This is a genomic window from Microcoleus sp. Pol7_B2, from assembly GCF_036701035.1.
In the GTDB taxonomy this organism is placed as follows: Bacteria; Cyanobacteriota; Cyanobacteriia; order Cyanobacteriales; family Microcoleaceae; genus Microcoleus.
Window position 1 is genome coordinate 37,112 of sequence record NZ_JAUBQB010000001.1, and the last position, 19,412, is coordinate 56,523.

Genomic DNA, 19,412 nt, shown 5'->3' on the forward strand with positions numbered 1-19,412 from the left:
GTTGTCAGCAGTAAAATTGCATCTGCCTTCTGCCTGACATCCGTTACATCCGTTATATCCCTTACAGAACCCGTTGCCGAACCCTTCCTTATCACCGATAAAACTCATGTCAATGCCTAATTCGACACCGCGAGTAAGTGTAATTATTCCAGCATATAATGGCGATCGCTACATCGCGCAAGCGGTAGAAAGCGTTATCAGCCAAACCTATAAAAACTGGGAAATTATCATCGTAGACGACGGCTCAACCGACGACACCCGCCAAGCGTTGCAGCCTTATGTTGAAAAAATTCGCTATGTTTATCAGGAAAACCAAGGAGTAGCTGCCGCCCGCAACCGAGGAATTCAGGAATCCCGAGGTGAATTAATTGCTTTTTTAGATCAAGATGACTTTTTATTGTCCGATAAGTTAGCTGGACAAGTTGCGTTATTTGACGCTCAGCCATCATTAGGAATTGTTAATAGTGGCTGGCGAATGGTTAAAGAGCAAGGCGAAAGTATTTTCGATGTCAAACCCTGGGAATACTTGCCTCAGCTAGACTTAAAAACCTGGATTGTTTATCTGCCACTACTTCCCAGTGCGATGATGTTTTCCCGGCAGTGGCTGGAACGAGTCGGTGGCTTTGATTCTCAGTATGATTCAGTAGATGATGCCGACTTAATCTTGCGTTTAGCACTATCTGGCTGCGAAGCTGCTTGGTTGCCTGAAGTGACAGTATGCTACCGCCAGCACGGGCAAAATGTGTCCATCCAGAGAGCGCTAAAACAGGCTAACCTTTGTATTAAATTAAAGCAAAATTTCTTCATTAGAGCCGACTTGCCAGAGGACATCCGCCAATTAGAAAAGCAGGCGTTGTATGAAGCTCTGACATGGATGGCGTGGCAACTTTACTACAGCGGCTATCCGGCAGAAATGACTGAGTATTTGCAAAAATCTTTAGATTATACCCCGTACTCCCTGACAGCAACTATAGCAGATTGGGTAAAGCGCATCACTGAAATTGCTAAGACCTACGGCTGCAATATCGATGCTATTTTTCTCAGAAAATTACAAGAATGGAAACAGTTAATGGCTAGTATTATTACTCCAAAAAAAGTGCGCGTCAGTGTCATCATCCCGGCTTACAACTGCGAGCGCTACATTGTCAGAGCCGTAGAGAGTGTTCTGGGCCAGACTTATCAAAACTGGGAAATTATCGTCGTAGACGACGGCTCAACTGACAACACTCGCCAAGTTTTGTCACCTTACCTCGATTTAATTCAATACATCTATCAAGATAACCAAGGAGCAGCCATTGCTCGAAATCATGCTTGCAAATTAGCAAAAGGGGAATTTTTAGCTTTTCTAGATGCTGACGACTTCTTCTTACCTGAAAAACTAGAAAAACAAGTAGCTTGTTTTGACGCTGACCCCACATTAGATATGGTGCAAACAGGTTGGGTTATCGTTGGCAAAAACGACGAAGGCATCTATGGAGTCAAGCCTTGGGAAGAAGAACCAAAATTAGATTTAGAAGCCTTTGTTTTCTACAAATCAGTGCGTCCCAGCGCCATGATGCTGCGGCGAGAGTGGTGGGAACGCTTGGGCGGTTTCGATCATCGCTTGCCACCAACCGAAGATTTAGATTTTGCGCTACGTTTAGCTTTAAAAGGCTGCAAGTCAGTTTGGTTAAAAGAGATATTAACCTGCTATCGTCAGCACGACAGCAATATCATGTCTAACGGCTCCAAATTAATGAAAAATACGGAAATTTTGATGGAGCAATTTTTCGCGCGGCCAGATTTGCCTCAGCACATCCGCGACTTGAAACGCGCGGAACGTTACAAGTGTTTCGTATGGATAGCATGGCGGATGTATCGCGACGGATATTTGGCAGAAATGGTCGAATGTCTGGAAAAATCTCTGCATTACACTAATCTGACAGGTACTGAAACTGTTTTTAATTGGTTGGAAACTTTTAAGGGAGTTTCGGAACAGTACGGCTACCACTTTGATGCCTATGCTTTAACCAATTTACAGGAATGGCAAGACATAGTGGCGATCGCAGCGAACAATCCTTATCAGTTCCAATCGGCTCCCAGTTCGACTTCTCGGCAGCCAAGAAAGCACGTACTCCTGTACACAGAAGACTCAGGAGTCGGCGGTTTGGCTCAGTTTAACCACTCGCTGATGTGTAAATTAGCTGCGGATGGCTACCGAGTAACCAGCGTTCAAAGTCAAGCTTCTAATCCTTTAATTACCGAACAAAAACAGCTAGGTATCGAACATCTTTGGCTAGAGTTCGACACGATGAAAGAGTTTTTGCGAATAGCTTACAATTTGGATGATGCTCAAAAGATTTACGCCCAGGCTCGACCGGATTTAATTATATTTAGTGACGGGTGGCCGATGGCTAACTTTGCAGCAAAACAAGTTGCGATCGAGCAAAATATACCGTACATAATCAGTCTGGGTTATATCAATCGCAATTATGAAACTTTCGATCGCGGCGATCAAATTCCCTATTTCGATGCAGTTGCCTACCAGTACATGGTAGCCAAAGCAGCAGTAGCAGTTTCCCACGAGAATTTAAACTTGTTCCAAAATCTATTTAAAGCGCATCTAGAACGGGGAAAAGTAATCTATTATGGCAGACCAAATAGTTATTTTGAGCCGCCGAATCTTTCCACTCGCCAACGCCTGCGTCAAGAACAAAGAATTCCCGAAAATGCTGTTGTTTGTTTTACGGCGGCGAGATTGACTCCCATTAAAGGATATCAGTATCAATTGCAGGCGATCGCCCAATTGAAAAATCGTCCAATTTGGTCCCAAATTTACTTTGTTTGGGCCGGACCTGGGTCTACTACTCACGACAATCTGGAACCTGAATTAAGAGCAACTGTGAGCCAATTGGGAGTAGAAGAACAGGTTAAATTCTTAGGACAGCGCTGGGATATTGCCGATTGGCTAGACGCCAGCGATATCTTTATTTTATCTTCCGAAGCTGAGGGAATGCCACTAGCAATTATGGAAGCAATGGCGAAAGGATTGCCCGTAATTGCCACAGCAGTCAGCGGTATTCCCGAAGAATTGGGAGACACGGGAAAGCTACTGCCCGATCCTACAATCGATCCAGCAGGAACAGTAAAAGAGTTAATAGAAACGGTCGAAATATGGGCCGAAAATCCCGAAGCGCGCAGGCTTGCAGGACAAGCTTGCAAAGCGCGAGCTCAAGAACTATTCAAAGAAGAACGAATGCTTCGGGAATATGGAGAAATAATTGAACAGGCCTTTGTAAGTGATGAGAGCGACAGTTTCTCTATAAGTCCGAAACTCCAAAAGCAGGTACAGCAAGTGGATAGCCTGCTGAAATACTATTATTTAGTGTGGAAAGCTTGGGAGGCTTACGAGCGGGGAGATATGTCCGAGATGGTGAATAATTTGCAATCTGCTTGGGCTTGCACACCTTATTTTACCACAGAAACTATCTTTGATTGGGTGAAAAATTTTGGTATTTTAGCTGCGGAAAAAGGAGTTCCGTTCGATACCAACGAGCTGATTAACTCCCGCTCCTGGCAACAAGTGATAGAATCAATACAGGGTTTTGAAGTGTTGTCATCTGTTCGTTAAAACTCAGATCTAGCAGCATTCTCAGGAACGGGCAAGATGCCCATTCCACCAAACACCAACCAAAGAAAAATATGCAACTTAAATTCAAGTTCCCACGTATTCATAGACTGCTGCCAATTGGTTTAGCTATTGTCACTGTTCTGTTAATAGCCTATTTGGGACAGCCAAGAGCGATAGCCCAACTGCGATCGAACGTTACAGTAGATTTTGGACAGCCAGCCACCGGTACAATTTCCATGAGTGGCATCCTGCACGGAATCGACACTGCCAAACCGCCGGATAGCTCGATAAAACCCTTGCAGCCGAAACTTTGGCGGGCGGGGAGACTCGATATTTACGATCGAGTAATCGCCAGCGGAGCCGAGTTTCAGTTAGTAGTTAGCGACTTGTGGGGCTACGGTAGCAATCCCAATGGCTGGCCATATCAAAATTACCCCGCGTGGGAAGCATTCATCCGACAGTTAGCCCAGCAAAATAAAGGCAAGAAAATTATTTGGGATGTATGGAATGAACCAGATTGGAAAGATCCATTTTGGAAGGGAAGCAGAGAACAATTCTTTGAAACTTACAAAAGAGCTTACAAAATCTTGCGGGAAGAATTGGGGCCGTCAGCAATGATTGGCGGGCCAAGCCTCGGCCGCTACAGCAAAGAATATCTCGCCGCTTTTTTGGATTACTGCAAGGCTAACAAACTTGAAGTAAACTTCCTCTCATGGCACGAACTTAACGACGCGATGATCTTATTTGTTGACGACCATGTAATTGAGGCTAAACGTAATTTTCAGCAAAGTCCCTCTTACAAGGAACTGAACTTGCAAAAAATTTACGTCAACGAAATTGTGGGGAACTTAGCGCAGTACCAGCCGGGGGAAATCTTAGGTTATTTGTATAACTTAGAGTATGCAAAAGCTGACGGTGCTTGCAGAGCTTGTTGGGAGAGCAAAGGGCCAAATAAAGTTAGCAATTGCTTCAACAATACGCTGAGTGGGATGGTCACGCCTAATACTTTTGAGCCGAGAGCAGCTTGGTGGACATACAAAGCTTATGCTGAGGGAGTTAATTCGCGGGTGCGGAGCTGGTCAAATAACAATCGCCTTGTCGCTTTAGCCAGCAAGTCAAATCCTGAAGGTAAAGCACAGATACTTTTAGGTTATTTCGATCCCAATTTTTCCTCAGCAACAACGGTAACATTAACCCTCGGCAATTTGGAGCAGCTAGGTATTCAAAGGGGTCAGAAAATCAATCTAAAATTAGAAAAAATTCCCAACAATCAAGAAGGAGCCGTGCCACAGCTTGTCACCGTTAAAGAAGAAAGTTTTTCGGTGGGTAGTGGCAGCTTGGCTTATGTTATCCCTAATTTCAACGTCCACGAAGGCTACTTATTGACAGTTACTAAGTGAGCTAGCTATCCTATTTAATTGCGGACAAGTTGTAGGGACACGGCACGGCCGTGTCCTTATAAATATATAGCCGTGTTCTTACAAATATATAGATTTTAGCTGGGATTATTCAAAGATTTTTGCACCGATTCCAACCACCCTCGGACTGTTTGATTTTCGGATTGGGGGTCGTAGTAACACCCTAATTCATCGAGGATGAATGCTTCTAAATCGGCTGGGGCGATCGGCATTTCTAGCAGTTTGCTGAGTTCTTGCGATGCAGCTTCAACACTTTCGGGTGGTTCGCTGCTGCGGTAGTTGTTCACTACCTCGCTGGGAGTGTCAGCTTCTAATGGCCAGTCTTGGTGAAAGTAGGAACTGAAAAATTGGGTTAAATGAGGAAATTGATTGATCATTGGGGATAAGCTGTGAGAATAAAGTATCCGGGAGGTAATTTGGCGCTGCGCTGGAGGACGATTCTCAGGCTAGTTGTCGAAGTTGCTTTGGATGCGCGGCGACGCAGAGTAATGCCAATGATTCTGTTGGCATTGTAGTCGATCGTATAACGATTTCCTCGACTTTTCACCCAGGAGCCGATCGCACTTTGATTTCGGTTCATTGCTTCTGCAATAGCCGCTTCGGCGACAGAACGATCAGTAAAAGAAGATGCTGCAGAAATTCTCGTTTCGCTTGCGAGTCGCTGTGCTAGTTGTGCTTCTGTTTTACCAACGTGTCTCTCTAAAGTGTGCCCTCCTGCTGATTCGTGAAAGTCTAATCCGCCGCCCGGTATGTTGGGTACAAAAGCTACGGTGGTTGGTGGTATGGTTGAGATTTTCGCTGCAACAACCGTGGCGTAAACACCAGGTATAGCCGCTTGGAATAATATAATTATTGAGGCGATCGCACCCAGGATACCTAAAAACTTTTTTAGGCTATCGAGTTGATTTTTCATTTCTGTTGAATCTCTTCCTTCTATTTAGTATAGGTATTGGCTTTTTTTGTCTATTTCCTAATCTACCATTCCTAAGTTAGAAATTGCGCTGTATTCAAATATACTGTCCGCAGTACCCACCCTACTGTTCGTTAGAAATTGCGCGCAGCATTCAAATACACGGTGCGGTCGCGCGCACCCTAGAATTATTTATAAGAGTTCGTGATTTCTGCGGTTTACAAAGCTTCACTCACTATGAGAAAATGTTAATAATTCTTTGACAAAATCCCTGATGATTGATGATAAATTAATTTATCATCTTTAAAAATGTGACAAAATGCAAGTAGTTATCCTAGCTGGCGGTCTCGGTACTCGTCTCAGAGAAGAAACAGAATTTCGTCCCAAACCCTTAGTTGAGGTGGGGGGGCATCCAATTATTTGGCACATCATGAAGATCTATGCACACTACGGTTTCCAAAACTTTATTGTGTGCTTGGGCTATCGCGGCAACATGATTAAAGAATATTTCCTAAATTATGAAGCCATGAACAATGACTTTACTATCTGTCTGGGACGCCAACATACCATCACTTATCACGAGGAACATCTCGAACAAGATTTTAAAGTGACACTAGCTGAAACTGGCGCCGCAAGTATGACAGGAGGGCGGGTAAAACGGATAGAAAAATATATCGATCGCGAGAATTTCATGGTGACATACGGCGATGGAGTAGCTGATGTCGATATTGAAGCCTTGATGGATTTTCACAAATCTCACGGGAAGCTGGCAACTGTCACTACATTTCGCCCGATTTCTCGCTTTGGAATTTTGGAGGTAGACAGCGATAGCCGCGTAGTTCAATTTACTGAAAAACCTCAAATCGACGGCTGGATCAGTGTTGGATATATGATATTTAACCGCCGGGTATTTGAGTATTTGGGGGGAGATGATTGTATTTTAGAACAAGAGCCGATGCAGCGTTTGGCGGCAGACGGACAGTTGATGGCTTACCGTCATGATGGCTTCTTCTTTGCGATGGATACTTTTCGAGAGTACAAGTATTTAAACGAACTTTGGGATGAAGGGAAGGCTCCTTGGAAAGTGTGGAAATAAATTAGCTTGGGGGCGAGATTTAATTTCCGCCCCACACAAGTTTGACTAAAAATTACTATAAAATTACCTCCTAAATCCGGTTGCTTCGTAGATCTTTCGTGAGTGGTCGCAAAAATCGTAGTAACTGGGTTTTTATAGATACCTATCCGTGGGAAGTGAAACTTTTCCAAATAAAATAAAACTCACTATAAAATAATTATAAAAAATGAATTCGCAAGAAATTCTCAACAGCACAAAAACTTACCTACAAAAGTGCGTTGCACCCCACGCGGAAATTATCGACAGCGACTCAGAAGCGCTGAAAACAGCAGTTGCGGGATTGGAAGATCGATCGCTCTTAGCATTGCGAGTTCCCCAACAATGGGGCGGTGTCGAAGTTGCACCGGAGATTTTTTACAAATATCAGGAATTGACGGCTCGATATTCCGGCGCTTTGTCTTTCCTGCAAACTCAGCACCACAGCGCAACTGCGATGATTGCCAACAGCGACAATGAAATGCTAAAAAGTAGATACTTGCCCGCGATCGCCCAAAAAGAGCTACGCTTGGGTATTGGGTTTTCGCATTTGAGGCGATCGGGCAATCCTGCCGTCACCGCAACTCCCACTAAATCCGGCTATTTACTGTCAGGAAAAGTTCCTTGGGTAACAGGTTTTGGCTTGTTTCAAAAGTTTATTGTAGCGGCGGTACTTCCTGACGAACGCTCTGTTTTCGGTTTAGTGCCTTTTGCCAATATTGAATGCGAATCGGGGAAAATAGCTTTTAGCGAAATCATGCAGTTAATCGCCATGACTTCGACTAATACTGTGACAGCCACTCTCGATAATTGGTTGCTACATGAATCGGAAATAATTTCAGTTAAACCTGTCGGCTGGATTTCGGAAAACGACAGCAAAAATATACTGAATTTTGTCCCCGGTACTTTTGGCTGTATTCGAGCGGGATTGGATGTAATTGCAGCAGCGGCTGCTGCTAAGAATTCACCTTTTATAACGACAGCTTACCAAAAACTAGAGCAAAAACTCGATCGGCTAAAACAGAATTTTCAACAATCTCAACATAGCTCGAAAGCAGAACAATTAGCGCTGCGAGCTCAAGCCATTGATTTAGCGGTGCGTTGCGGGCACGCTGCGGTTGCAGTTTCTAGCGGTGCTGCTAACGGTGTGCTACACCCAGGCGGGAGAATTTATCGAGAAGCTTTGGTGTATACTGTTTCCGGGCAAACAAAGGATGTTATGGAAGCAACGCTCGATCGACTAATCGAATTTTAGATTTTATATTTTATATTTTATATTGAGCTCGCCGAAGGTCAAAAACTCAACTGTGTTTAATAAATAATAGATATATTTAACCTGATGACAAACAACTTCAACTCAAATAACTTAAAAACTATCGCCTACAGCCAAATTATAGACTTAACCCATGCAATTCATCCCAACATTCCCATCTGGCCCGGAGATCCAGCGACAGAAATTGCCCCAGTAGCTCAAATAGAAACAGACGGGTATTTCCTGCGAAAATTCTCAATGGGAGAACACAGCGGCACTCACATCAACGCACCCAACAGCTTTTATGCAGGAGGTGCCAGCATTGATAATTATTCCCCGCAGTCGCTCGTTGTGTCGGCAATTGCGATCGACATCCGAGAGCAAAGTCTTGCCAATCCCGACTACACTTTAACAATTGATGATATATTGACTTGGGAACGGCAGCACAAACTTATAGAACCGGGAAATCTAGTTTTATTGTATACTGGCTGGCAAGAAAAATGGGATAATCAGGGAGCATTTTTTAACCGAGACGAGCGCGGAATTTGCCACTTTCCCGGATTTGGCAAAGCAGCAACTCAATTTTTGCTAGAAGAACGCTCTATCGCGGGCATTGGAACCGACACCCACGGAGTCGATACTGGGCGAGATGAAAGTTTTGTGGTGAATAAATTGGTATTGGAAAAGCAGCGAATAGTGCTGGAAAATCTAGCAAATCTCGACTTGTTACCTGCGGCTGACATCACTTTAGTTATCGGAATATTGCGTCTTTTGGGAGGTTCCGGCTCGCCTGTGTCGGTGTTAGCTTTTGTCGCTTAGTGCGGTAAAACTTACATCTTGTACTATTCTCAAGAACAGGCAAGATGCCTGTTCCACAAAAAGTGAATTTTATTGTGGAACAGACATCTTGCCTGTTCCTAAATAGGTAATTGAGAATGGTGCAATATCTCAGGTAAAATTAGATTGAGAGAAGTCGAGTAAAAACAATAAGATTAATGACAGAACTGCCCAAGGATCTCAACGAGGCGATCGCCCAATCCCGCATTGCCACCGCCGCTGCCCTCTCGGACGGCAAAAATCTACTGCAAGTCGAATTAGTATTTCCAGAAATCGCCCTGCAAGCACAGTCTATCACCTTACAATTCCTCCCAGAATTTGAGGAAATCTACCCCGGAGTAAAAGTCTTTTTTCCCGACACCGGTGCGGCAGCCCTCGCGCGCCGTGACTGGGGAGAAACACCCTTTAAAGTCACTGATTTGGGTAGCAGTCGCACCCCTGTTGAAGATAAAATAGCACCGGAAGATCAACTTTTCCTTTTGATCAATCCAGCAGCCGTAGAAGTGGCCCAAGTCGAAAAAATTTACATAGCTGCGGCCGGTCGCCCAGTAATTCTACTCAACCCCCGCCTGGAAGATGTTGCCACCATAGGTATAGGCTATGCCGGCCGCCAATTACGCGATCGATTCCTCAGCAAAATTGAATCCTGCTACTATATCAGACCCCTAGACACTGCTGCTTTATTCCGCTGCTACCCCCAATCGTGGCAAGTGTGGCTGGAAACAAACGACGAATACGAACTAATTTCTGAAACCGCCCAAAAACCAGTCGGAGACGATTTAGAGCGGATTTTAGCCGCTTCTCTCCCAAGCGCAGATCCTGACTCCACCACACCTGCCAAACCTGTAAAAAAGAAAGGTTTTTTGGCAGAACTCCAGACATTCCTCAAAGCTTTGACTCAGTGACAATCGTTAAGGCTCGATCGTATTTTAGGGTGTGTCAGCTAGGATTATTTTCGACTTAATCCGTCGGCTAATCGCTGATGCACCCTAAAGCGTCAAATAATTCAAAGCTTTGCCTCAGTAACAGCAGTTGCAGAAGCACAATTAACAGGTTGCCTGTGTTTCTATCAGTAGGTACGCAAACAGCTACTGGTGAGCTTTACAGAATCTTTATAAAAAGCAGTATAATGGGTGACACCCCTCCACCGTAAAAGAGTGGAGGCAAATAACAGCAAAATCAGATGCTATAAGCTAGAGATGGGGCTTTTGAGTCAGGGAAGCGGATAAACACAATGGAGCACCGGCGCATTGTTATCGGGGACGTACACGGGCATTATGACGGGTTAATGACCCTGCTAGAGGCACTTGCCCCCGGCTTGGACGATCGCGTCTATTTTTTGGGAGACTTAATTGATCGTGGCCCCAAAAGCGCTCAGGTATTAGATTTTGTGCAGCAAAGCCCCTACCAAACTCTGTTGGGCAACCATGAACAACTGATGCTGGAGGCTTTGTCGGGGACGCCGATGGATATGCGAGCGTGGCAATCTTGGCTCTACAGTGGCGGCGATGCGACAGTAGCGAGCTACAGAGATACAGGGATGATGCCGTACAAACACTTAGAGTGGCTGCGCTCGCTCCCCACGCACCTGGACTTAGGGGACATCTGGCTGGTTCACGCCGGCGTTGACCCCCATCTGTCCCTCGATGAACAGTCCATCGAACAACTGTGTTGGATTCGCAGGGAATTTCACACCATGTCGAAACCCTATTTTCCCAATAAATTAATTATCACCGGTCACACGATCACCTTTACCTTTCATGGGGTCAGACCGGGCGAATTAGTCAGGGGCGAAGGGTGGTTGGATATTGACACGGGTGCTTATCATCCCAAAAGCGGCTGGCTGACAGGATTTGACCTCAGCTACCGCAGAGTTTATCAAGTAAATGTATTTAACCATCAAGTCCGAATTTTGCCGTTTGACGAAGTTGTCAGGCAATTGAAGCCGCAGCCGATTGCACCCCCGGAACCTGCGATCGATTCTGTTGTTCAACAGCAGTGTTAAATCAAGTTTTAGTTGTAGGGTACGTCAGTTTAAGTTCGATCTATTAAATCGAAATTAACTTGCTGCTGACTTACCCTAGTAACTGGATTTGTTTTTTAAGGAACCGCGAAGACGCGAAGCTCGCGAAGTAAGAAAAGAGAAGAGAAAAGAAGAGAGTGCCTGACTGATTTACGTTTACTACGAACCTAAAAGCCTGCGGATTTCTAGCCTGTAATCCTCATTATTCAAACCTTCACCGCTAGCAAGATCCGGATCTATAGCCTGCGAAATAGCAGCAATACGATCGCCAGTTGCCGGGTGAGTGCTCAAAATGCTAGGAGGAGAAGGCTTGTTGAGCAACTTTTTCATAAAATCAACCATCCCAGATTGAGCGTAGCCTGCTCGCCCCATAGTTTGCAATCCCAACTGATCGGCTTCATACTCAGCTTGGCGGCTGTGGGGACGGCGCAAAGCCAGTTCCACCCCAATCTGAACCGCCTGAGATCGATCGAGCCCTGTCGCCGAAGCTACGCCTGAAGCTATGGCCATTTGACGCATTTGTTTAAGCGCGTGGCGAGCATTAATGTGAGCGATTTCGTGGGCGATCACACTTGCCAATTCTGCCTCATTGTCCGCCGCTGCCATCAAACCTTTATTCACATAAACAAAACCGCCCATTGTCGCAAAAGCATTAATATTGTCGTCGTCAATCACTTGAAAAGTATAAGGAATATCGGGGCGAGTGCTTTCTTGAGCGAGCCGCTGACCGATGCGGTTGATATATTCTGTAGTATCCCGATCGCGGTCAATCTTAAACTCGCTGTTCGTTAACTGCTGATTAATTTGTTGGCCAATAGCCACCTCTTGTCGATCGGACATATTGGACAATTGAATAACTTGAATGCCTCGAAAAATCAGTTCAGGCAAAGAAAATGCTTGAGTTGGTTCCGGGGAAACCATCCCAATACCCGCAGCCACAATCAGGGACATAAACAGATAAATCCCCCGGCCACAAGTACGCCGGCAAGTCAACCAAAAACTTTTTAACATGAGTGATAGGTGCCAGAAGTTAGATAAAATTGTAGGAAAAACTCGAAAAGTCACTAAATAGGCAGACGTAATTTGAGGCTGCTTAGTTGCTATTCTAGCTTTTTGTCAATTTTTAACGTTGCCACCAGCTTCTGGGCGATCGAGCCAAGGCTAACCAACCGCCGTCAACTGCCTTCGGGGTTAAGTGCCCCAATCATGCGGATTTTGGGCGATCGTTGTGGTAATATCTTTTAGCTTCAGGACTTACGCATCAATAAAGTATGTCATTGCCAGCGGTAGCTCAGCAATAGCAGCATCTGTTTTTCATCGATGTCTGTGTAAGTCCTGAGCTGTAAACATACTCCTGTCGCTATCAGTATAATAGGCGATTATGAAAATTTTGGATTCTCAAGGCCGACTGTTCGGCAAACTCAGCATTCTAGACGTAGCTGCCGCTCTGATCGTACTGCTAGTTGCAGTCGGAATCTTTTTCTTTCCCGGCACTTCTGGCGGTTCCGTCGCCCAAGTCGGCACCAGTGTCAAACCTGTAGAGATTGATGCAATTGCGATCGGTCTCAAAGGAACAAACGTTCAAGATTTGTTCAAACCAGGTGATAAAATCAATGTGGTGATCCGCAATCAACCCTCCGGTCAGATTACCATCAAATCTGTCAAAACCCTCACCAGAACCCTAGCAGTTCCTCAGCCCAACGGCACTCTGAAAGCTCTCCCAGATCCCAGAGAAGAAGAAGCCTTTAGCAAAAATATGATGTTTACCCTAGAGGGAAAAGGTCAACTTACTGAAAATGGCCCGGTTTTAGGTAATACGAAAGTCAAAATTGGCACTACGCTAGAGCTTGAAGGCAACAAGTACATTTTCAACGCCAGCGTTATCGACGTGCGAGTAAAAGAATAATTAGTAGTCAGTAGTCATTGCTAATGGGGAAGAGGGAATTCATATTCCTTCTTCCTTCTTCCTTCTTCACCCTTCCGAAAGCAATTTTAAGTATTGCCTAATTAAGCCAATCGTGACAGCGGGAATTTCTAACTGCGGAGTCAAACCTACGTTTTCCAGAGGTTGAAAAACTTTGATTGCTTCGGGGTTGAGATTTGCCAACCGCTGGCCGATATCGGGCCCGGTAAACTGCGATTTTTCTCCCCAAATAATCGCTGTCGGCGTTGTTAGCTGAGTGATGTACAGCGACAAATCAAAGCACAAATCTCCCCGCACAAAAGACAGGGCTGCATATTCTGCATTTGGTTCCAAAGCAGATTCGAGGTAAGCATCAACAATTTCTTGGTAAACGCGACGCGAATCGGCAAATTGTCGTTGTTCTAGGAAGCTACGGATGCCGCCGTCTGTGGCGATGCCGGTGCTGTAGAGCAATTTGTCTAAAATCGGCGTGTTGACTAGCTTAGCGAAGAAACTGCTGCCGTAATCTTGTCCGAAGTCCGACAAACCGCTGGGTATGGTCAAAATTAGGGATTTGAAGAGATCCGGCCGTGCGATCGCAGCTCGAATCGCGATCGCCCCTGTCAGCGAAGAAGCAATCACCTCTGTCGGACTGCCGCAAGTTTTTTCTAGAAATTCGATCAACGTTGTGATATAATCTTCAACCTGATAATTTCTTGCCGGATGTTCCGATCGCCCCCAACCGATTAAATCAGGTGCTAAAATTCGATATTCTGCCGCAAAAGCCGGATAAACTTTCGACCATTCGTAGGCACTCGACCCGCCGCCAAAACCGTGAAAAAATACTAAGTTCGGCTTATTTTCCGAAGTTGAGGTCGGCAACCCCATCCAAGGCATTTTTTCAGCAGTGTAGTAGACCATTCTGCCGAGAGAAGTAACTATTGATCGCTGACCGAAGCCGAGGGGTACAAGCATAAACTAACCTCAATCGCTGTTATATTTTAGATTCTTTTCCGTCGCCCCGTCTCTGTTTAAAAAACTTGCAAAGCTGGTGGCGTTTTTGTAAAGATTGAGTAATGATTTAAATCTATTTTAGTACAGGTGAAGCGTGAAACTACAGACAGCAAGTAAGTTTTGCGATTTGGGCAATTCGGCTGTGTAGTTATCCTTACCCTTGCAAACTACCGCCGATCGGAGATAATAGCAAAATGATGGGTAAGACCCCTCAACAAAATAGAGTCTGTTCGCCAACCCCGAAAGCAGGCGCTCGGAAAGGAGGACTATTAGAACTCGCTTTCAGGCAGGCGGCAGGTTTGCCGACGCTCGCCAATCACAAATCATTAATCACGATATTTTGCGGAGCAGTGGCTTTTGAGGTCGAAAGTCTTTGTTGGAGGGCGGGCGATGGGGTTTCAATTCCTAATTGCAGGTTTGGCAATCACGGGCCTCGCCGTTATCAATTCCAAAACAGAAGAAACAACTAATCTCAGGGAGGTCTACTAAAATGCAACTGCTCAGAAAACGGGATCGCGAGGGTTTTATGGTTGATGCGAAAAGTCTTCAATCTGACGGGTTAGCAGAATTTGACACAGCCTGTCGAAGCATGGATTTAAACGGCAAAAAGTCTGTTGTCGCCACTCCAGAACGCTCAGGCGCAGGGTCAGAGGTGCGATCGCGCGCCACGGTACCTGCAATCGTCCGCGTAGCTTTAGAAGACTTGAAATGCTTTGAAGTAGTAGAACACCAGTTTGCACATTGGGGGGTGACTTTTAGCAATGCAGTCGCCATCCAACCTTCAAACCCAGCCTTTTTCACGGGTTCTGGAGCAACAGTGTTAATGGGGGCACCCAAAAGCGGACTGATAGAAGTAACTTTTAAGTATCCAGTTCGCTGGGTGTCAGGACTTGTCACCAGTTCGCGACGAACTGTTTTATCTGCTTGTGACATTGACGGCAACCCAATTGTTCAGGATGAAATGCCGGCGCCCAATCTGGTGGGGTCTAATTCTCCGATCGCCCCTAGGGTTCCCCTGCGCGTAAAAGCTCCGAATATTCATAAAATTACTTTTTACGCTTTTGACGGTCAGCTAATAGTCGATGACTTGATTTTTGGATTTTAAAGCCATGCCATAAGTAGCGTCCCAAGTCTGCAAACCTTCGAGAAGGGCATTGCGGACTAAAGCTTCTGGTTCCCGACTCAGCATCAGGCGAAAGCACTCGGCAGCGCGGGAACGGGCGATCGAACTTTTGACAGAGCTCACAGGGCCAAACCCACCCTGATTAACCAAATCGGTCATTTGTCGCACTGCAATCAAACGCTTCACGGGGTCAGCATCAGTCAAATCCGCCAAGATGCGATCGAGCGCCACTTCATCTTTTGCTGCCCCCACACTCAACCCTTGCCGCAGCAACAGCCAGGGAATCGCGATCGTACCCAAATTCTGCAAAATTAGGCTCAAAGCCATCCAGGGGCTCTCGGAGTCCGCCCAAATTGCCAAACTCATGTAAGCGCACAAGGTAGCAATGCCGCCGGTGCCGACGGCTAAAACGAACCGACGGTTCGGGCCCTCCCAAAATTGCTCGCCTTTTGCCCGCAGCAATTGCCAGTCCCACGACTGCCCTCGGTAAACCAGCATCATCGCTGCTATCCCCAGGCCCGTGGAAAACAGTAATTCACTGTTCCACCACCCCCAAACTGCTGCCAGGGTGACAACTGCCAGCCAACCTTTTGATCGTCGAGTCCAACTCTCTAGCAGCCACTTGAGAAATGCAGTAGAAACCACAGGCGATCGGGCCCACTCGCTCTTGCCATCTAGCCTCCAGCGTCTTGTTGCGGCAGTCCGGCCTGTGGCTGTTGCGGTTCCCAGCGGGCGATCGTCCGAACTAAATTCTCTCAAAGCTTGACCATCAGTTATTTCTAAAGACAGGTCGCTCAAGGGGAGATTACCGAGTTCCAAAGTGCGATCGGACACTTTTACAGGCGATCTATTCAGCTTGGTTGTAGTTTTTTTAACTTGATTCATACTGACTTTTTTGAAAAATAACTTAAAGTTATCCAGGCTTTTTTAGCACTGCTTTAGATTCTTGGCAAATAAGACTCTAAGCTTCTATGATACCGGAAATTCAACCCCGTGGCGATTACCGCAAATGCGCTGAATTCCTAGAAATCCTTACAAAAAATAGAGCAATTGAAGATGGTTGAGAAAATCACGATAGGTTAACAGCGAATATTTCTGCATCACTCTTGAGACAGAATGGCGATCGGAGTTGGCATGATGGCCAAAAATCGAAATTTTTTTATTTCCAAAAATAGGGGAATTTTGAGTGATTCAATTCGTCCGCCAAGAAATGCACAACGAAAATTTAGCCTTTTGCCCGCAGGCCCGGACTCTCGCTGCTACCCCGGTGTCAGATGAGGCTGGGCTGGGCTTGACCAGCGGGACGAACCGCAGCCTCCGGGCGGGCCGAGAATCCAGACACAGACAGTATTGTTGGATAATTAGCAGGAGCATTCCTAAACTGCTAAGATTTTTGAATTAATGGGAGTTGAGGAAGCCCATCATCCGGGTTCAAACCGGTCAAGCAGCAAGGCAAACAACCGATAGATCGTGTTCGGCAATTGCGGAGGCTGGAAAAACAGCGGCTTTTGACCAAACTCAGACAGAACTGCTGCCCCAAAGTGTGTCTGCGGAGGTTAGGCTAGTGAAGAGAGGAAAAGAATAGTTACGATCGAGACTTCATTAGTCTACCTTGTAATTTATTGCTCAGTTGTCAAGCCCAACAGTTTTGCATTCTCGCGATGAGCGAGACTCTTGGCACTTCCAACAAGTGGGGAACTCGACCGTCAAAGAGCTTGGGTTTGATGGTAAAGCCCTTAGTCATATGTAAACACCTTATCGATAACTCGCCGGAACAATCTTGCAAGAAAACCCATGTCTAGTATGCACAACCAATTCACGGTTCACTTCTGGGGCGTTAGAGGTAGCATAGCGTCTCCCGGGGCAGAAACAGTACGTTACGGGGGCAACACGCCCTGTGTAGAAATGCGAGTGGGTGACAGTCGCCTAATTTTCGATGGTGGTACTGGATTGCGGGTTTTGGGACAAACTCTCCTGTCCCAGATGCCCGTAAAAGCTCATATGTTTTTTACTCACTCTCACTGGGATCACATTCAGGGATTCCCATTTTTTGTCCCAGCTTTTATTCCTGGGAACTGCTTTCACATCTATGGCGCTATTGCTCCTAATAAGGCTACTATCCAGCAGCGCCTGCACGACCAGATGCTGCACCCCAATTTTCCGGTACCCCTGCAAATTATGGGGGCAGACCTGAAATTTAACGATATAGAAGTGGGCAAACCGCTGGAAATCGGAGAGATTAAGGTGGAAACTGCTTTGCTGAACCATCCTGGGGAAGCTATAGGCTACCGCGTCAACTGGCGGGGGTATGCGGCTGCTTACGTGACTGATACCGAACATTTTCCCGATCGTTTAGACGAAAATGTGCTGTCTTTGGCTCAGGATGCTGAGGTGCTGATCTACGACGCTACTTATACCGATGAGGAGTATTATGCGGAGAAGAGCAGCAAGGTCGGCTGGGGACATTCGACTTGGCAGGAAGCGGTGAAGGTGGCAAAGGCTGCTAATGTCAAAAAGTTGGTGATTTTTCACCACGACCCCCTGCACAATGACGAGTTTTTAGACAGGGTGGGAGAACAAGTGGCTCAAAGGTTCCCGAACAGTTTGATGGCGCGGGAAGGTTTGTCGTTACAATTGTTGCCTCCTGATAACGATTTGTCTGAAGCGTCGGTGCAAGCGCCTCAAGTTCATGTCTGATGGATTTGAGATTGCCCGATGGTTCTGAAATCTTGAGGTGGGAAATCTCAAATTTAAGTTAGGGCTGACCTCAAAGGCGGATACAAGCCCCCGACTCCTGTCGTGGAAAACCAAAAAGTTTAGACCAAAGTTCAATCTCCCAGATTGCATCTGTGGAGTCAATCAAAAATCTAATATCTAACATCTAACATCGACGGGCGATCGCAATCTGGCTAAGTATGTCAAAATTTTAAGCGTGTGGGTAACTTCTTCTTGTACCGCTGCTCTGACTCCAACTTCTGTTGCCTTGGGAAACTTTGATGGTTTGCACCTAGGGCATCAACAAGTCGTGCAGCCAATTTTAAATCGATCGCCGGGGCCAAATTCTGCGACGGTTTTTGCGTCGGCAGAAAACTTGCGTTCAAACGCTGGCACAGATCAAAATTGGGAAAGCGAACCTCCGGCGACCTGCTACAACGACTCAGCAGCACCACCCGATGGAGCCGACAGCGGCCGTAATTATGATGGTTTGAGAGGCCAGACGAAGGCAGAGGGGAACAGCCTCTCGGGTCGCGATTCTGATGGAGTTGATCGGCTTTACGGCACTGTGGTGACATTCGATCCCCACCCGCAAGAATTTTTTACGGGTCAACCGAAAAAACTGCTGACGCCTCTGGCAGAAAAGGTAGAATTGCTCGCAGCAATGGGCGTCGAGCAACTTGTGCTGCTGCCGTTCGATCGAGAATTGGCGGCCTTGACTGCTTCTGAGTTTGTCGAGGAAATTCTGGTGCGACAACTGCAAGCGAGTCGAATTAGTGTGGGGGTGGATTTTCGGTTTGGACGGGGACGCGCTGGGACGGCTGTGGATTTGCAGTCGATCGCCTCGGGTTACGGTATTGATGTTGCTCTTGTACCCCTCCACAATTGCGGTGAGGGCGATCGGATCAGCAGTTCTGCAATCCGCGAAGGTCTGGCATCCGGCGACCTCCCAAGAGCGAATCAGTTGCTGGGGCGACCCTACAGTTTAGTTGGGACTGTGGTTGGGGGACAGCGGCTGGGCAGGACGATCGGATTTCCTACTGCTAATATCGAACTGCCGCCGGAAAAATTTTTGCCACGTTTTGGCGTGTATGCGGTGCGAGTCTCGCTGAAGCATGGATGGGAAAAGATGAAAGAGGAAAGTTCTTCCTATCAGCGGGAAAATCCCAAATCTCTAATTCCGGGTACAGCATCCAATTTATCTTTTGTCAATGGGGTGATGAATGTTGGCTGCCGCCCGACAGTAGACGGGCTGCAACCCACTGTGGAAGTTCACCTGTTAGATTGGTCTGGGGATTTGTACGGTCAAACCTTGAGCGCGAGTTTGGTAGAGTTTTTGCGACCCGAACAAAAATTCGCTTCTCTGGATGCTCTCAAAACTCAAATTCAGGCAGATTGCGATATTGCTAGAAGCCTCTTAACTGCTAAAGTCTAATAATTATGTGATCTAGAACGGGCGATCGGTTTAAAAAATGGTGCAAGATCAGTCAGACTAA

The 19,412-nt window shown here is 46.2% G+C and carries 17 protein-coding genes; 12 read left to right on the forward strand and 5 right to left on the reverse strand.

Translation table 11 applies throughout. The annotated features are described in order from the left end of the window. The first annotated feature begins 106 nt into the window (after nt 1-106). The gene (locus QUA57_RS00150; protein WP_333058807.1) at nt 107-3,610 is read left to right on the forward strand and encodes a glycosyltransferase; all 3,504 of its coding nucleotides are present in this window, start codon (nt 107-109) and stop codon (nt 3,608-3,610) included. Nucleotides 3,611-3,681: 71 nt separating this feature from the next. After that, a complete protein-coding gene (locus QUA57_RS00155; protein WP_333058809.1) occupies nt 3,682-5,010 on the forward strand; it encodes a GH39 family glycosyl hydrolase in 1,329 nt (442 codons plus the stop codon). Nucleotides 5,011-5,105: 95 nt separating this feature from the next. Here QUA57_RS00155 and QUA57_RS00160 read toward each other — a convergent pair whose 3' ends face one another. After that, nucleotides 5,106-5,405, reverse strand: coding sequence for a contact-dependent growth inhibition system immunity protein (locus tag QUA57_RS00160; RefSeq protein WP_333058810.1), 300 nt, complete (start codon nt 5,403-5,405; stop codon nt 5,106-5,108). Next, nucleotides 5,402-5,941: an RNase A-like domain-containing protein gene (locus tag QUA57_RS00165; RefSeq protein WP_333058811.1), complete on the reverse strand. Its 540-nt coding sequence runs from the start codon at nt 5,939-5,941 to the stop codon at nt 5,402-5,404. Before QUA57_RS00165 ends, QUA57_RS00160 begins: the two co-directional genes overlap by 4 nt. A 316-nt stretch (nt 5,942-6,257) precedes the next feature. Between QUA57_RS00165 and rfbF the strand changes: the two genes are divergently transcribed. The 5 genes from rfbF (at nt 6,258) to QUA57_RS00190 (ending at nt 11,143) form a co-directional block, all read left to right on the forward strand. Beyond that, on the forward strand, nt 6,258-7,034 hold the full coding sequence (gene rfbF / locus QUA57_RS00170; RefSeq protein WP_333058812.1) for a glucose-1-phosphate cytidylyltransferase: 777 nt from the start codon (nt 6,258-6,260) through the stop codon (nt 7,032-7,034). A 205-nt stretch (nt 7,035-7,239) separates the two neighbouring features. After that, nucleotides 7,240-8,304 carry an acyl-CoA dehydrogenase family protein gene (locus tag QUA57_RS00175; protein ID WP_333058813.1) on the forward strand — a complete coding sequence of 355 codons (1,065 nt, stop codon included), beginning with the start codon at nt 7,240-7,242 and terminating at the stop codon, nt 8,302-8,304. A gap of 84 nt (nt 8,305-8,388) precedes the next feature. Beyond that, nucleotides 8,389-9,120: a cyclase family protein gene (locus tag QUA57_RS00180; protein ID WP_333058814.1), complete on the forward strand. Its 732-nt coding sequence runs from the start codon at nt 8,389-8,391 to the stop codon at nt 9,118-9,120. Between the two features lie 176 nt (nt 9,121-9,296). Continuing rightward, nucleotides 9,297-10,043, forward strand: a complete 747-nt coding sequence (locus QUA57_RS00185) for a DUF1995 family protein (RefSeq protein ID WP_333058815.1) — start codon at nt 9,297-9,299, stop codon at nt 10,041-10,043. Between the two features lie 329 nt (nt 10,044-10,372). After that, a complete protein-coding gene (locus QUA57_RS00190; RefSeq protein ID WP_333058816.1) occupies nt 10,373-11,143 on the forward strand; it encodes a metallophosphoesterase family protein in 771 nt (256 codons plus the stop codon). 177 nt (nt 11,144-11,320) lie between these two features. Here QUA57_RS00190 and QUA57_RS00195 read toward each other — a convergent pair whose 3' ends face one another. Continuing rightward, on the reverse strand, nt 11,321-12,172 hold the full coding sequence (locus QUA57_RS00195) for a M48 family metallopeptidase (protein WP_333058817.1): 852 nt from the start codon (nt 12,170-12,172) through the stop codon (nt 11,321-11,323). A gap of 102 nt (nt 12,173-12,274) precedes the next feature. Here QUA57_RS00195 and QUA57_RS00200 point away from each other — a divergent pair, with 102 nt between their 5' ends. Next, on the forward strand, nt 12,275-12,406 hold the full coding sequence (locus QUA57_RS00200; RefSeq protein WP_333058818.1) for a hypothetical protein: 132 nt from the start codon (nt 12,275-12,277) through the stop codon (nt 12,404-12,406). Nucleotides 12,407-12,542: 136 nt separating this feature from the next. Continuing rightward, nucleotides 12,543-13,067 carry a DUF4330 domain-containing protein gene (locus QUA57_RS00205; protein WP_333042459.1) on the forward strand — a complete coding sequence of 175 codons (525 nt, stop codon included), beginning with the start codon at nt 12,543-12,545 and terminating at the stop codon, nt 13,065-13,067. Nucleotides 13,068-13,133: 66 nt separating this feature from the next. Here the strand turns inward: QUA57_RS00205 and QUA57_RS00210 are convergent, their stop codons facing one another. Next, entirely contained in the window at nt 13,134-14,039 is a 906-nt protein-coding gene (locus tag QUA57_RS00210) for an alpha/beta hydrolase (protein ID WP_333058820.1), read from the reverse strand. A 529-nt stretch (nt 14,040-14,568) separates the two neighbouring features. On the opposite strand from QUA57_RS00210, the gene QUA57_RS00215 reads away from it, so the two are divergent. Further along, a complete protein-coding gene (locus tag QUA57_RS00215; protein ID WP_333058821.1) occupies nt 14,569-15,183 on the forward strand; it encodes a hypothetical protein in 615 nt (204 codons plus the stop codon). Here QUA57_RS00215 and QUA57_RS00220 read toward each other — a convergent pair. Further along, nucleotides 15,151-16,086 carry a hypothetical protein gene (locus QUA57_RS00220; protein WP_333058822.1) on the reverse strand — a complete coding sequence of 312 codons (936 nt, stop codon included), beginning with the start codon at nt 16,084-16,086 and terminating at the stop codon, nt 15,151-15,153. The genes QUA57_RS00215 and QUA57_RS00220 overlap by 33 nt on opposite strands. 909 nt (nt 16,087-16,995) lie before the next feature. On the opposite strand from QUA57_RS00220, the gene QUA57_RS00225 reads away from it, so the two are divergent. Together QUA57_RS00225 and QUA57_RS00230 are read left to right on the forward strand one after the other, a co-directional pair. Then, nucleotides 16,996-17,898 (forward strand): MBL fold metallo-hydrolase, encoded by a 903-nt coding sequence (locus tag QUA57_RS00225; protein ID WP_333058823.1) that lies wholly within the window; start codon nt 16,996-16,998, stop codon nt 17,896-17,898. Between the two features lie 235 nt (nt 17,899-18,133). After that, complete coding sequence (locus QUA57_RS00230) at nt 18,134-19,351, forward strand: bifunctional riboflavin kinase/FAD synthetase (RefSeq protein WP_333058825.1); 1,218 nt, start codon at nt 18,134-18,136, stop codon at nt 19,349-19,351. The last annotated feature ends 61 nt before the right edge of the window (nt 19,352-19,412 follow it).

Bases quoted from the DNA above. Each gene is read 5' to 3' on its own strand.
- QUA57_RS00165 (WP_333058811.1), bottom strand. From the start codon at position 5,941: ATGAAAAATCAACTCGATAGCCTAAAAAAGTTTTTAGGTATCCTGGGT.
- rfbF (WP_333058812.1), top strand. From the start codon at position 6,258: ATGCAAGTAGTTATCCTAGCTGGCGGTCTCGGTACTCGTCTCAGAGAA.
- QUA57_RS00205 (WP_333042459.1), top strand. From the start codon at position 12,543: ATGAAAATTTTGGATTCTCAAGGCCGACTGTTCGGCAAACTCAGCATT.
- QUA57_RS00185 (WP_333058815.1), top strand. From the start codon at position 9,297: ATGACAGAACTGCCCAAGGATCTCAACGAGGCGATCGCCCAATCCCGC.
- QUA57_RS00155 (WP_333058809.1), top strand. From the start codon at position 3,682: ATGCAACTTAAATTCAAGTTCCCACGTATTCATAGACTGCTGCCAATT.
- QUA57_RS00190 (WP_333058816.1), top strand. From the start codon at position 10,373: ATGGAGCACCGGCGCATTGTTATCGGGGACGTACACGGGCATTATGAC.
- QUA57_RS00195 (WP_333058817.1), bottom strand. From the start codon at position 12,172: ATGTTAAAAAGTTTTTGGTTGACTTGCCGGCGTACTTGTGGCCGGGGG.
- QUA57_RS00215 (WP_333058821.1), top strand. From the start codon at position 14,569: ATGCAACTGCTCAGAAAACGGGATCGCGAGGGTTTTATGGTTGATGCG.
- QUA57_RS00220 (WP_333058822.1), bottom strand. From the start codon at position 16,086: ATGAATCAAGTTAAAAAAACTACAACCAAGCTGAATAGATCGCCTGTA.
- QUA57_RS00150 (WP_333058807.1), top strand. From the start codon at position 107: ATGTCAATGCCTAATTCGACACCGCGAGTAAGTGTAATTATTCCAGCA.
- QUA57_RS00210 (WP_333058820.1), bottom strand. From the start codon at position 14,039: ATGCTTGTACCCCTCGGCTTCGGTCAGCGATCAATAGTTACTTCTCTC.
- QUA57_RS00180 (WP_333058814.1), top strand. From the start codon at position 8,389: ATGACAAACAACTTCAACTCAAATAACTTAAAAACTATCGCCTACAGC.
- QUA57_RS00160 (WP_333058810.1), bottom strand. From the start codon at position 5,405: ATGATCAATCAATTTCCTCATTTAACCCAATTTTTCAGTTCCTACTTT.
- QUA57_RS00175 (WP_333058813.1), top strand. From the start codon at position 7,240: ATGAATTCGCAAGAAATTCTCAACAGCACAAAAACTTACCTACAAAAG.
- QUA57_RS00225 (WP_333058823.1), top strand. From the start codon at position 16,996: ATGTCTAGTATGCACAACCAATTCACGGTTCACTTCTGGGGCGTTAGA.